Source organism: Rahnella sp. AN3-3W3 (genome assembly GCF_003263545.1).
GTDB lineage: Bacteria > Pseudomonadota > Gammaproteobacteria > Enterobacterales > Enterobacteriaceae > Rahnella > Rahnella variigena.
The window spans coordinates 23,749-35,991 of record NZ_JYDG01000129.1 but is presented as its reverse complement, the minus strand read 5'-3'; the positions used below and the strand labels follow the sequence as shown (position 1 = coordinate 35,991).

At 54.8% G+C, this 12,243-nt stretch carries 15 protein-coding genes; 2 read left to right on the top strand and 13 right to left on the bottom strand.

What is annotated here, in order from left to right; genetic code table 11:
• Positions 1-54: 54 nt before the first annotated feature.
• The 12 genes from fliP to fliF form a co-directional block, all read right to left on the bottom strand.
• The gene (gene fliP, locus UC15_RS24800) at positions 55-786 is read right to left on the bottom strand and encodes a flagellar type III secretion system pore protein FliP (protein ID WP_232829994.1); all 732 of its coding nucleotides are present in this window, start codon (positions 784-786) and stop codon (positions 55-57) included.
• Between the two features lie 28 nt (positions 787-814).
• Positions 815-1,171, bottom strand: coding sequence for a flagellar biosynthetic protein FliO (fliO, locus tag UC15_RS24795; protein WP_232829993.1), 357 nt, complete (start codon positions 1,169-1,171; stop codon positions 815-817).
• An 80-nt stretch (positions 1,172-1,251) separates the two neighbouring features.
• Positions 1,252-1,668 carry a flagellar motor switch protein FliN gene (gene fliN, locus UC15_RS24790; protein ID WP_112291796.1) on the bottom strand — a complete coding sequence of 139 codons (417 nt, stop codon included), beginning with the start codon at positions 1,666-1,668 and terminating at the stop codon, positions 1,252-1,254.
• Positions 1,661-2,677, bottom strand: a complete 1,017-nt coding sequence (gene fliM / locus UC15_RS24785; protein WP_112291794.1) for a flagellar motor switch protein FliM — start codon at positions 2,675-2,677, stop codon at positions 1,661-1,663. Before fliM ends, fliN begins: the two co-directional genes overlap by 8 nt.
• 7 nt (positions 2,678-2,684) lie before the next feature.
• Complete coding sequence (gene fliL, locus UC15_RS24780) at positions 2,685-3,182, bottom strand: flagellar basal body-associated protein FliL (protein ID WP_112291792.1); 498 nt, start codon at positions 3,180-3,182, stop codon at positions 2,685-2,687.
• A gap of 185 nt (positions 3,183-3,367) precedes the next feature.
• Positions 3,368-3,772, bottom strand: a complete 405-nt coding sequence (locus tag UC15_RS26125) for a flagellar hook-length control protein FliK (RefSeq protein ID WP_232829991.1) — start codon at positions 3,770-3,772, stop codon at positions 3,368-3,370.
• On the bottom strand, positions 3,762-4,751 hold the full coding sequence (locus UC15_RS24775) for a hypothetical protein (protein WP_232829990.1): 990 nt from the start codon (positions 4,749-4,751) through the stop codon (positions 3,762-3,764). The genes UC15_RS26125 and UC15_RS24775 overlap by 11 nt, the downstream gene beginning before the upstream one ends.
• The gene (gene fliJ / locus UC15_RS24770; protein ID WP_112291790.1) at positions 4,748-5,194 is read right to left on the bottom strand and encodes a flagellar export protein FliJ; all 447 of its coding nucleotides are present in this window, start codon (positions 5,192-5,194) and stop codon (positions 4,748-4,750) included. Before fliJ ends, UC15_RS24775 begins: the two co-directional genes overlap by 4 nt.
• 26 nt (positions 5,195-5,220) lie before the next feature.
• Entirely contained in the window at positions 5,221-6,585 is a 1,365-nt protein-coding gene (gene fliI, locus UC15_RS24765) for a flagellar protein export ATPase FliI (RefSeq protein WP_112291788.1), read from the bottom strand.
• Positions 6,585-7,340, bottom strand: a complete 756-nt coding sequence (gene fliH / locus UC15_RS24760) for a flagellar assembly protein FliH (protein WP_198659766.1) — start codon at positions 7,338-7,340, stop codon at positions 6,585-6,587. Before fliH ends, fliI begins: the two co-directional genes overlap by 1 nt.
• Before the next feature lie 7 nt (positions 7,341-7,347).
• The gene (gene fliG / locus UC15_RS24755; protein ID WP_112291784.1) at positions 7,348-8,340 is read right to left on the bottom strand and encodes a flagellar motor switch protein FliG; all 993 of its coding nucleotides are present in this window, start codon (positions 8,338-8,340) and stop codon (positions 7,348-7,350) included.
• Positions 8,337-10,046 (bottom strand): flagellar basal-body MS-ring/collar protein FliF, encoded by a 1,710-nt coding sequence (gene fliF, locus UC15_RS24750; RefSeq protein WP_112291782.1) that lies wholly within the window; start codon positions 10,044-10,046, stop codon positions 8,337-8,339. The genes fliG and fliF overlap by 4 nt, the downstream gene beginning before the upstream one ends.
• A gap of 283 nt (positions 10,047-10,329) precedes the next feature.
• On the opposite strand from fliF, the gene fliE reads away from it, so the two are divergent.
• Positions 10,330-10,644 carry a flagellar hook-basal body complex protein FliE gene (fliE, locus tag UC15_RS24745; RefSeq protein WP_112291780.1) on the top strand — a complete coding sequence of 105 codons (315 nt, stop codon included), beginning with the start codon at positions 10,330-10,332 and terminating at the stop codon, positions 10,642-10,644.
• Positions 10,645-11,046: 402 nt separating this feature from the next.
• Here fliE and UC15_RS25820 read toward each other — a convergent pair whose 3' ends face one another.
• Entirely contained in the window at positions 11,047-11,334 is a 288-nt protein-coding gene (locus UC15_RS25820; RefSeq protein WP_198659767.1) for a hypothetical protein, read from the bottom strand.
• Between UC15_RS25820 and UC15_RS24740 the strand changes: the two genes are divergently transcribed.
• Positions 11,284-12,189, top strand: coding sequence for a bestrophin family protein (locus tag UC15_RS24740; RefSeq protein ID WP_112291802.1), 906 nt, complete (start codon positions 11,284-11,286; stop codon positions 12,187-12,189). The genes UC15_RS25820 and UC15_RS24740 overlap by 51 nt on opposite strands.
• Positions 12,190-12,243 lie beyond the last annotated feature (54 nt).

Below are 12,243 nucleotides of genomic sequence, written 5' to 3'. Positions count from 1 at the left end.
CTCCCCCCTTCGCAGGGGGAGGAGCAAAAACGCCCATTAAGTTTGCGTTTTGAATTAACTGTAAAAACTCTGCGCCAGTGATCCGAGCAGCAGTTGCCAGCCATCGACCAGGACGAACAGCATCAGCTTGAACGGCAGCGAGATGGTGGCAGGTGGCACCATCATCATCCCGAGGGCCATCAGTACGCTGGCGACCACCAGGTCGATAATCATGAACGGAATGAATACGGTGAAGCCAATCTGGAACGCCGTTTTCAGTTCGCTGGTCACGTAGGCCGGCAGCAAAATACGCATCGGCACCGCTTCCGGACCCGCCAGCGGAGGGATGTTCGCCAGTCGTGCATACAGCGCAAGGTCGCTTTCACGGGTCTGGCGCAGCATAAACTGGCGTAAAGGCTGAGCGCCTTTGTCCATCGCTTCCTGCATGGTGATTTTGTTTTCCGTAAACGGCTGATAGGCATCGCTGTAAATTTTGTCGAATACCGGCGCCATAACGAAAAAGGTCAGAAACAGACCCAGCCCCAGTAATACCTGGTTTGGCGGGGCAGAGGGTGTACCCAGCGCATTGCGCAGCAGGCCGAGCACGATAATGATGCGGGTGAAACTGGTACACATCAGCAGCATTGCCGGTAACAGCGTCAGCGTGGTGATAAATACCAGCGTCTGGATCGGCAGTGACCAGTTTTGTGCACCGTTGGACATCTGCTGGCTGATGATCCCCGGCAGTTGCGCGAATGCGACGGGCTGATTAACAGCAGCAGCGGCAGGCAAAAGGTAAGGGGGGATTTCATTATTTTCTTCACGACGGACAGAGTCATGCCTGCTTTCCCGGACGTTTCAACATTTTCTGCATCAGCTGACGGAAATCAGCGGGTGCGTTATTGGGATGGCCTGAATCCGGCGTCTGTTCAACCGGCGGCGCGCTCAGGGTATGCAGCGGGGTGATGTTTTGCGCGGTCACGCCCAGCACCAGCCAGGTGTTATCGACTTCAACAATCACCACTTTCTCACTGCGTCCGACCTGCACGCTGGCAGTCACTTTCAGCAGCTTGTTATTTTTCGACTGTGGCGCGAAACCGGCGCGCTTCACCACCCAGCCGATAAACAGGATCAGCAACAGAATGCCGCCAAGCACGGAACTGACCTGCGTCAGCACAGAACCGGCGGGCATTGCCTGAGGCGCTGCCTGCGTGGTGGCATGGTTTACCGGGCCGGAAATGTACGGAGAATCCGTCGCGGTATTCTGGCTCATCAGCGGCTCAGACGACGCATACGTTCGGATGGCGTGATGATGTCGGTGATGCGCACGCCGTATTTATCGGCGACCACAACCACTTCACCCTGGGCAATCAGATAGCCGTTGATCAGGATATCCAGCGGCTCTCCGGCCAGACCGTCGAGTGCCACCACCGAACCCTGCGAAAGTCGCAGCAGTTCTTTGATGGTCATTTTGGTGCGACCTAATTCCACGGTCAGTTTCACCGGAATATCGAGGATCATGTCGATATCTTGCAAACTGCCGGTTCCGTCCTGGGCACCCAGCGCGGCGAAAACACCGTCAGTTGACGCTTTCGCGCCGCCCGCAGACTGTTGTTCGTTAAACGCATCAGCCCATAAATCGTCAACGTTATCCGATCCGGCGTCAGACGGTTTATTGGTGTCACTCATGGGGCTGTTCCTCATCTAGAGAATTTAAAATTGGGTTGATCAAATGTTCAACGCGCAGGGCGTATTGTTCGTTTAAGGTGCCATATTGGCTGGTCAGCACGGGCACACCATCGACATGGGCAATCAGACGATCCGGTTTTTCAATCGGCAGAACATCGCCCGGCTGAAGCTTGAGGATCTGCGACAGGCGCAGCGGAATTTCGACGAAATTCGCCACCAGTTCCAGCTCTGATTGCTGAACCTGAGTGACCAGATTTTCGCGCCACTGACTTTCTTCATTACGTGAGTTTTCGACCGGCGGATTGGTCAGTAACTCACGCAAAGGTTCGATCATGCTGAACGGAATACAGATGTTGAAATCACCGCTCAGCGCACCGATCTCCACGTGGAACGGCGTGGTCACCACGATATCGTTCGGGGAAGAGGTGATGTTGGTGAATTTGATCTGCAATTCCGCACGGACATATTCCACGCTCAGCTTGTAAACACCGCTCCAGGCATCTTCGTAGGCATCGAGTGCCAGCGTGAGCATGCGTTTGATGACCCGCTGTTCAGTGTGGGTGAACTCGCGTCCTTCCACTTTTGTCGGAAAACGGCCATCGCCACCGAACAGGTTATCCACCGCGATAAACACCAGGCTTGGCGCAAACACAAACAGAGCGGTGCCACGTAAGGGTTTCAGGTGGATCAGGTTGAGGTTAGTCGGTACCGGCAGGTTGCGGGCAAACTCGTGGTAAGGCTGGATTTTAATCGGCCCTACGGTGATGTCCGGGCTACGGCGTAACAGGTTAAACAGCCCCATACGGAAATGACGGGCAAATCGCTCGTTAATGATTTCCAGCGCCTGCAACCGCTCACGAACAACGCGGCGTTGCGTCGTGGGGTCAAAAGGTTTTACGCCGTCATCAGCCGCGGCGGCCTGTGCGGTTGCCGTATTATCGGGTGCGCTGTCACTGTCACCATTGAGCAGCGCGTCGATCTCGGCCTGTGAAAGAATGCTGTCGCCCATAATTTGTTTATCGCAGTATGAAAGCAGTGAAAAGCACGTCGTTGATCACCTGAGGGGGCTGACCTTTGACCAGTGGCGCATCCAGAACTTGTTTGATGTCCTGAACCAGCTGTTGTTTACCGGCTTCGCTGACTAAATCAGAGGTTTTCTGACGGGACAGGAGCAACAGCAAACGGCTGCGGACTTCAGGCAGATATTCGTTAAGCGTAGCGCGGTTCTTTTCATCCGGCAGACGCAAGGTCAGGCCGATATACAGCACGCGATCCGGGTCGTTATCCGGCGTTTGCAGGTTAACGGTGAAGGTGTCGAGCGCCAGGAAAATAGGGGCCGCAGGCGGTTCATTCTTCTTCGCTTGTGCAGCCTGCGCTGCAGTTACGGGCTGTTTATGCAACATCCACCAGGCGTAACCGGCTGCACCACAGGCTCCGATGGCAATCAGTAACAGCAGAATCATCATTAGCGGGCGCTTTTTCTTACGCGACGCCGAGAGAGCAGAGTCAGACATGGATGAGGCGATTTCCTGTAAGTATGAGCAGAGTTGCGAGGGAACCGCGAAGCTGCTGAGTCAATTCTGACAATGATTATCCCGCTTATCCTGTTGTTCAATAGTCAGAATAGGCGGGAAAAATAAGGTCAGCTCTGCCGTTTGAATTAAGGTCGCACAGGCAGGGCTGAAACATCAGGTAACGATTATGCGAAGATATCCACGCTATTGTTGCCACCTATCCGCTGGGCGATAGACGCCGGAACCGGCAGGGCGTCGCTGGCAGATGTCGTGCCGCCGCCATTAAATGCTGCCCAGCTGGCCGCATTCCCCTGTTGTGAACCGGACTGACCGCTTTGCTGCTGCGCCTGTTGCCACTGCGAACTGTCGCTGCCGACGCTGCTCTGACCGAGGCTGATGCCGTTGTCGGCCAGCGCCGTTTTCAGATCCGGTAACGCGGCTTCAATGGCAGAGCGCACGCCGCTGTGGCCAGAGACAAAGTGCAGCTGCGCCTGATTGTTTTCAATCTTCATGCTGATTTGTATCGAACCTAAATCTTCAGGATGCAGACGAAGTTCAGCGGTTTGTTGTCCCTGACGGTTAAACATCATCACCTGCTGACCGAGCTGCTGCTGCCATTCCGGCGTACCGAGCTGTGCGTTGAGCAGCGGGGGTAGACGGGGCGGTAACCGCGGTGGTGGTGGTCGGCGTGGTGGAAACCGGCGCAGATGAAACGGCAACCGCCGCGGTGTTCAGCTGATTCAGCGACTGCGTGCTGTTATCCAGCGCGCTGCTGTCGTTCTGCTGTAACGCTGCGGCATTGCCGCTGGCGGCGCTCATTGAAGCCAGCGCACTGCTGAAATCAGGTGTATTTGCGGTCGTGGCTTTACTGGCGGCATGTTGTGATGACGCGGTCGTCGTATTCGCAGCAGTGGCAGCTTTCGGATCGGTATCGGTGACGGCAGTTTTACCTTCACCGGTCAGTAAAGAAGACGCGGTCAGACCGGAAAGCAGCGAGCTTTTTTTGTCTGCACTGGTGGCGTCATCGCTGGGGGTCTGCGTTACCACCGCACTGGCGGTTTGCACCTGCTGTGCCGGTTGCTGCTGCGCGGCTAACTGCGCGAACAGCGCCTGCAACGGCAAGGTATTGGCATCGTCAGTTTTGCTGTCTTTGTCTTTATCGCTCAGCCCGGCGTTTTTTACCGCCGATGCATCGCTGCCTTTCAGGCTGCCATTCGGCAATACCTGAATGGCGGCGATCATTTTGCTCAAATCACTTTCATCAAGCATCAGAGTGCCGTCGTTTTCGCCGGTGGTCACCGCCTGAGTCAGCGTGGCTTTATCGACAGTTTCGCCTTTGGCTGAAATCTGCTGACCGAGTTTGGCTAACGTGCTGGTCAGTTTAGGGTCGAGTTTCGAGCCGAGCTGGGTTTCCAGCTGGCTGGCGAAATCGGCCGGCGAAGTTGCCGTGCTATCGCTGATCGCTGATGCGTCAGCCGCAGAAGCGATTGCTGATGATGAACTGCCGGACGCCGCGCTCGCGGTGGTCTTTGCCGTGGTCACGGCAGCAGGCAAAATATTCAGATTCATGATTGTTTCTTCCTGTGTGCGCTGCGCTGGGCGAACTCATCGTTCTGTTTTTGATCGAGCTTGTTTTCCAGAGAACGCTGTTGCTCACTGGCGCGGGATTGCAACGTCTGGTAGGCATTGAGCCGTTGCTGCTTGTCCTGCCACTGGTTTACGGCGGCGTTAAGCCGCTGATCCCACTGCTGTAATTGTTTGCGGTGCTGATCAATCGCCACTTCCAGCGTGCCGATAAACTGCTGGTAGTTCTGCCAGGTATTCGCCGCAATCCCGCCGGTCATGGTGGTATTGAGCTTTTCCCGGTACTCACGCTGATAGTTGAGCAGCATGGTGAGCTGTTCTTCAGCCTGATGATGTGACTGCCTGATTTGCCCCAGATGACTGGTGGCCTGATCCAGCGCTTTTTGCGCCAGAGAACAAAGGGTGATCAATGGTGATGCGTTTTCCATCTGATTTACCTTTATCGGTTAAAAAGTTAGCCCGGGAACAACATATTCAGTTCCAGACAGGCGTCTTCGTAGGTACTGCGTTCCATGATGTCCTGCTGGAGGAAGTTCTCCATTTGCGGATACAGTTTTATCGCGCGGTCGAGCATCGGATCGCTGCCTGCGGCGTAAGCGCCGACGCTGACCAAATCGCGATTGCGCTGGTAGCTGGACAACAGTTGTTTGAAATTACGCACACGCCCGTACTGCGCGTCATCAATCAGCGATGTCATGGCACGGCTGATAGATGCTTCGATATCAATCGCCGGGTAATGTCCCGATTCCGCCAGACGGCGTGATAACACGATGTGCCCGTCAAGAATGGCGCGGGCAGAGTCAGCAATCGGATCCTGCTGGTCGTCGCCTTCGGTCAGTACGGTATAAAACGCGGTGATCGAACCACCGCCGCTGATGCCGTTACCGGCGCGTTCAACCAGCGCAGGCAGTTTGGCAAACACGGAAGGCGGGTAGCCTTTGGTGGCCGGAGGTTCACCGATAGCCAGCGCGATTTCACGTTGCGCCATCGCATAACGAGTCAGGGAATCCATGATCAGCAACACGTGCTGACCGCGGTCACGGAAATCTTCGGCGATACGTGTGGCATACGCCGCACCCTGCATACGCAGAAGAGGGGAAACGTCAGCCGGTGCGGCGATAACCACCGAACGGGCGCGACCTTCGTCACCTAAAATGTTCTCGATAAAATCTTTGACTTCACGGCCACGTTCACCAATCAGCCCGACGACGATCACGTCGGCTTTGGTGTAGCGCGCCATCATGCCGAGCAGCACGGATTTACCGACGCCGGAACCGGCGAACAGACCCATACGCTGACCGCGACCGACGGTGAGCAGGGCGTTAATGGCGCGCACGCCGACGTCCAGCACATCGGTGATCGGTGTACGTTGCAGCGGGTTAAACGGTGGCGTAATCAGTGCGGCACGATAACCGGTGTCCGGCGGCGGCAAACTATCGAGCGGTTTGGCGCTGCCATCCAGCACGCGGCCCAGCAACTGCGGCCCCAGCGGCAGTTGTTTGCCTGCGCTCTGACCATCCGCGGCGATACGGGCATAAACCCGCGCACCTGGCAAAATCCCTTCGACTTCTTCCAGTGGCATCAGGAACAGACTTTGTCCGTTAAAGCCGACCACTTCACTTTCAACTTCCTGCACTGCTGGCCCGTCGTGGCGCTCAATCAGACACGTTGCGCCCAAAGGTAACTGCAGGCCGGTGGCTTCAAGGACCAGACCCGTTGCCCGCGTCAGACGGCCATAACGGCGAACCGACGGCGTGCGGGCCATGCGTTTTTCCGCGTCATCAAGCGTTTTCAGCAGGCGGCTCAGGCGGGCGGTCATCAGAGATCTCCCGGTGCCGCAAGACGGCACAGTTCATGCCAGCGGGTAGCCAGTGACGCGTCCATGTCGCCATCTTCCGCGCTGACTTTGCAGCCACCGCTGTGGATCTGGCTGTCGGCCAGCAAACGCCAGCCGTTCATGCTCAGGCTGGCACCAAGCTGTTGCTCGACGCGCTCGAAATCGGCTGGATTGACACGCAGCTGCGGTTTGCCTTTAAACATCGGCTCCTGCTGGATCAGCTGTTGAATCTGATTAAGCAGGGCAGAACCGTCACAAATCGGTGCCTGACCAATAATCTGTTTGGCAGCGGTCAGCGCCATCTGCATGAGTCGCGAGGCGATCACGCTGTCCAGGGCATCCAGCGTTTGCTGGAAATCCGACACCATATGCTGCCAGTGCTCAGTCAGTACGGCCTGCTGTTGCTGGCCTTCCTGCAAACCCTGTTGCTGTCCGGCTTCCTGACCTTGCTGGAAACCGGCGGCGTAGCCTTGTTTCTGACCGGCTTCCAGACCCTGCTGGAAACCCTGCTGTTCAGCGCGACGTTGCAGATTCAGCAATTCGTTCTGATCGACCTGAAGTTTGGGTTGTCCGTCGTCCGGCTCCTCTTCGCTGTCAGCCAGCAAAGGTTCATCGGGTTTGGTGAAAACAGGGACTGCGAGGTCGCCCGGTCTCCACGGCTGCCACGGCAAGGCATTAATACGTTCGGCGTTGCGCTCTTCAGCGGTTTTCTTTTCCGGCGCAGGTTTGTCGGACATCGGGTTATCAGACATAGGAGTCCTCGCCGCCGCCAACCATCATTTCGCCGGATTCTGCCAGACGACGCACCGTCTGCAGGATAGCTTTCTGTTCGTTCTCGACCAGAGACATACGCATCGGACCGCGGTTCGCCAGGTCGTCGCGCAGGATATCGGCCGCACGCTGGGACATGTTGCGCAGGAACTTGTCGCGCAGCGGCTGTTCCGCCCCTTTCAGTGCCACCAGTAACGATTCGCCTTCGACTTCCTGCAACAGGCGCTGGATACTGCGGTCGTCCACGTCCACCAGATTTTCGAACAGGAACATCTCGTCGATAATTTTCTGTGCCAGCTCGCCGTCGTAACCACGAACGGCTTCGATAACCGCTTCTTCCTGCTGCGTTTTCATCAGGTTGATGATTTCTGCCGCAGTACGAATACCCCCCATCTTCGAACGTTTGAGGTTCTGGCCGTCGAGCAGGTTGTTCAGCACTTCGGTCAGTTCCGCCAGCGCCGCTGGCTGGACACCGCCGAAAGTGGCGATACGCAGCATGACGTCGTTACGCAGACGCTCGTCGAACAGCGCCAGAATATCTGCCGCCTGACCCCGTTTGAGGTGGACAAGGATGGTGGCGATAATCTGCGGATGCTCGTCGCGGATAAGATCGGCAGCCATCAGCGGTTCCATGAAGTTCAGTGTCTCCATGCCGCTGGTGGTTTCGCGCGATTCCAGAATGTCTTCCAGCAGGCTCGACGCACGTTCCTCGCCGAGCGCTTTGGTCAGAACCGCACGCAGGTATTCGCTGGTGTTCACGCTCAGCGCCGCGTACTGCTCGGATTCGTCTTCAAACTCGTTAAGGACTTCCGCCAGTTGCTTGTTAGAAATCTGATGGATGTTGGCCATCGCGCCACTGATTTGCTGGACCTCGCGAGGGGAGAGGTGCTTGAACACCTCAACCGCGCGGTCTTCGCCCAGGGTTATCATTAAAATGGCGCTTTTTTCGGTTCCGGTCATAGTCATGGTTGTTCGGTACTCATCCATTGGCGGATAACCAGGGCGACGATACGAGGATCCTTATCGGCCAGCTCCTGAACACGTTGAGTCTGCACTTCGACGCTGACGCGTTGCTGTGAACGCTTACGTTTCTCCAGCTCGTCGTTGCTGAGTTTGACCGGTTTGCTGCCTTCAGGCTGCGGCAGGGACGCGGCGAGAGCGGCTGCCGCTGCGGCATCTTTCTCTGCCTGCTGTTTGCGCAGCATCGGACGAACCATCTTGCGCCACAGCAGCCAGGCCACAATCAGCACCAGTAACCAGCGACCGGCATTGAGTAACTGATCGAAGAACGCCTGTTGTTTCCAGAATGGCAATTCGCCGGTGTCGTCGGCCGCTTCGTTGAACGGTGTATTCACCACGTTCAGCGTATCGCCGCGTTCCTGCGAGAAGCCCATCGCTTCACGCACCAGATCATCAATTTTCTTCAGCTGATCGTCAGTCAGCGGTTTGGCTTTGCCGTCCGTACCAACCTGATAGTTAACGACGACTGCCGCAGACAGGCGCTGAACGGCACCGGCGCTGTGCTGGGTGTGAGTGATGGTGCGATCCACTTCATAGTTCGTGGTTTCATCACGACGACGGTTAGACGGACCGGAAGAACTGGTATTGCTGGCAGTGTTCTGCGCGTTATTACCGGCCTGATTCTGTGCGCCGTTAGCATTATTAGCCGCTGGCGGATTGGTCACCGGCGCGGTTGCAGCCGGTGCTGGCTGATTGCTCAGCGCGCCCGGCACGCCACCCACAGCAGTTGCGCCAGTCTGATCACTGGTGCTTAACTGACGCGAACGCACTGCTGCTTTATCCGGCGAGCCGTTCGGCTGGTAATTTTCATCCGTCTGTTCGCGGCTGGCGTAATCAATCTGCGCGGTGATTTGTGCGTGAACGTTACCGTTACCGACCACCGGTTGCAGGATGGATTCGATACGACGTTGCAGGCGGCCTTCCACTTCGTTGGCGTATTTCAGCTGGGAAGCATTAAGGTCGCGGCCATTGTTATCGGATTGCGTCAGCAGGTGACCGCTCTGGTCTACCACGGTGACGTTAGCCGGAGGCAATCCTGAAACGCTGCTCGACACCATATAAACGATGGCGTTGATCTGACCGTCATCCAGCGCGCGACCCGGTTGCAGGTTCAGCGTTACGGAAGCGGAAGGATTTTTTTGTTCGCGGACAAACAGGGAAGGCTTAGGAATAGCTAAATGCACACGGGCGCTGGACACCGGACCGAGAGTTTCGATGGTGCGGGAGAGTTCACCTTCCAGTGCGCGTTGGTAATTAATCTGCTCGCTGAACTGACTGATACCAAACTTTTCCTGATCCATCAGTTCAAAACCAACAGCGCCACCTTTTGGCAAACCGGCAGCCGCCAGTTTCAGACGCGTTTCATACACTTTATCAGCAGGAATAAGCAGTGCGCCGCCATTATCAGAAAACTGATAAGGGATATTCATCTGAGTCAGCTGAGTGACGATGGCACCGCCATCCTGGTCACCGAGGTTGCTAAACAACACCTTATAAGTGGGCTGTTTGGCCCACAGCATCATCACAACAACAATAGCCACGGCGGCCGCAGCAGCGATGGCGATAGGAATTTTTGGGTTGGCGCGCAGGCGATTAAGCAACGCAGTAAAACCGCTTCGAGGGGTTTCTGCGCCGGCTATTGCGGAACTCATACAAGATCCCTATTTAGCTGTTGGATGGTGGTGTTCATGTTGTCTCTTAACAAAACAGACTCCCAGGTGGCGCAATCGTTGAAGCGTGACATTTTTCAGTCCTCCGTAAAGGCAGGCCTATTTTCTAGGTGAGCCATTATTTGCCCCTCAAGGCAAAGTTAATGGCCCGATAAGCCATGGTTTTTAGGTTCAATTACCGCGTTTAGGAAAAAACTGATGTGATAGGGTGTCATTCCATGAAATAGGCCATTTGTACCGTGACACCCCGACAGACGGAGAAAACATGTCAATTCAAGGCATTGAGAGCGTTTTACAGCAGATGCAGGCCACTGCCATTCAGGCAGGCGCGGCACGGCAGACCGATACGGCATCAGAAGCGGGTTTCGCCAGCGAATTAAAAGCGGCATTAGGCAAGATCAGCGAAACGCAGAACAACGCGAAACTGGAATCTGAAAAGCTCGAGATGGGCGTTCCCGGCGTCAGCCTGAACGATGTGATGGTCGATCTGCAAAAATCGTCAATTTCACTGCAACTGGGGGTTCAGGTCAGAAACAAACTGGTGGCGGCGTATCAGGATGTGATGAACATGTCGGTGTAAATAAACAGGTTTTCAAATTTCACAATGAAATCAATTAAATTGTACCTGTAATCCGAAGGGGTTAGCGGGGGCAGTTTATTTGTGTTTGGGAATGAAAAGGATTTATTTCCACACAATTTGGTGTTTTTGATTTTTAAAAACAAATGTCTTAAAACCGGTATTAGAAAAACAAGGCGGTAAAACGATTAATAATCGTCCTCAGCGTCTTTAGCCGCTGATTTCATTACTCTCCATGCCACCAGCGCTGCCAGCAGAATAAAGATAACCAGAGAAATAAGTAAAATTGTCAAAGCCCTTATCCTTCAATGTATTTGGAAGGTCGCCGTGGACTGTCGCCATATACTGAAGCGGATTTTCAAACTATAGCGGCAGTTGAAGCACTGCGGCGAAAATGAACATCATTCAGTGAATACAAGAATTGCGGCTCAATACTATTATCGGCACGAAGTAACCACAACGTGAGGGGCAGAGGAGAATTGTTGCAAATTGTTTAGTTACGTTATTATTGCAACGTAATGTGTTGTAAGCGTATTCAAGAAAAAATGTTACCAATGTCACAAAATTGTCCTTTGCATGTGCAGGTTTATTTGCAAGAATCGCAAAAAAAATCGCTTCACCTGCATAAAGCACCTGCTCAAAATGATAATCCGTCCTCCCCGTCACTGGTTCTTGCGTTTGTTCGCCTGGCATGGCTCCGTCCTGCCCAGTATTTTGTTCCGTCTGAGTCTCAATTTGCTGATGTCACTGGCTGCTATCCTCAGTCTGCCCTGGTACGAGACGCTGGGCGTTAAGCTCACGCTGGCGCCTTTCAGCCTGCTCGGGGTGTCTATCGCAATCTTCCTTGGCTTTCGAAACAGCGTGGCCTATTCACGCTATACAGAAGCCCGGCAGCTGTGGGGCGGATTGCTGATTGCCTGTCGTACGTTGCAAAGTCAGGTGATGGCGGTATGTCCGGGTGAGGCGCAGCGTGTGACAGCACTGTTGCTGGCATTTTGTTACAGTCTTAAACATCAGTTGCGCCACAGCGATCCGCGTCCTGATCTGGAACGTTTGCTGGGTGAGGATGCCGAAGACATTCTGTCGCGCCGCGCACAAACCAACATGGTGCAGCTGCGGCTTTCGCAATGGCTGGCCGAACGTCGCCGGACCGGCGAGCTGTCAGATGTCGTGTATGCGCACATGGATACCACACTTTTACAGCTTTCTCAGGTGGTTGGCGGGTGCGAGCGCATTGTCAGTATGCCGATCCCGTTTGCTTACGGTCTGTTGCTGCACCGGACGGTCTATTTATTCTGTAGCCTTTTGCCGTTCGCGTTGGTCGTTGATCTGCATTACATGACGTTGCTGGTGTCGGGCTTTATTTCCTACACCTTCCTGTCGCTGGACACGCTGGCGGAAGAGCTGGAAATGCCATTTGCTTATGCCAATAACCACCTGCCGATGGATGCCATGTGTACCAATATCGAGATTAACTTGCGTGAGATGAACAACCAGACGCAGCTGCCGGATACGCCAGTGCCGGATAAACATTTTCGTCTCAGCTAGATGTGACGGATTGCACGGAATGAACATTATTTGTGCAATGAATGGGCAAAATTC

Coding starts and splice junctions, on each gene's coding strand:
- fliO (WP_232829993.1), bottom strand. CDS start 1,171: ATGCCCGCCGGTTCTGTGCTGACGCAGGTCAGTTCCGTGCTTGGCGGC.
- fliG (WP_112291784.1), bottom strand. CDS start 8,340: ATGACTATGACCGGAACCGAAAAAAGCGCCATTTTAATGATAACCCTG.
- fliL (WP_112291792.1), bottom strand. CDS start 3,182: ATGTCTGACTCTGCTCTCTCGGCGTCGCGTAAGAAAAAGCGCCCGCTA.
- fliF (WP_112291782.1), bottom strand. CDS start 10,046: ATGAGTTCCGCAATAGCCGGCGCAGAAACCCCTCGAAGCGGTTTTACT.
- UC15_RS24775 (WP_232829990.1), bottom strand. CDS start 4,751: ATGAATCTGAATATTTTGCCTGCTGCCGTGACCACGGCAAAGACCACC.
- fliJ (WP_112291790.1), bottom strand. CDS start 5,194: ATGGAAAACGCATCACCATTGATCACCCTTTGTTCTCTGGCGCAAAAA.
- fliH (WP_198659766.1), bottom strand. CDS start 7,340: ATGTCCGACAAACCTGCGCCGGAAAAGAAAACCGCTGAAGAGCGCAAC.
- UC15_RS26125 (WP_232829991.1), bottom strand. CDS start 3,772: ATGATGTTTAACCGTCAGGGACAACAAACCGCTGAACTTCGTCTGCAT.
- fliE (WP_112291780.1), top strand. CDS start 10,330: ATGTCAATTCAAGGCATTGAGAGCGTTTTACAGCAGATGCAGGCCACT.
- UC15_RS24740 (WP_112291802.1), top strand. CDS start 11,284: ATGATAATCCGTCCTCCCCGTCACTGGTTCTTGCGTTTGTTCGCCTGG.
- fliM (WP_112291794.1), bottom strand. CDS start 2,677: ATGGGCGACAGCATTCTTTCACAGGCCGAGATCGACGCGCTGCTCAAT.
- fliN (WP_112291796.1), bottom strand. CDS start 1,668: ATGAGTGACACCAATAAACCGTCTGACGCCGGATCGGATAACGTTGAC.
- UC15_RS25820 (WP_198659767.1), bottom strand. CDS start 11,334: ATGCCAGGCGAACAAACGCAAGAACCAGTGACGGGGAGGACGGATTAT.
- fliI (WP_112291788.1), bottom strand. CDS start 6,585: ATGACCGCCCGCCTGAGCCGCCTGCTGAAAACGCTTGATGACGCGGAA.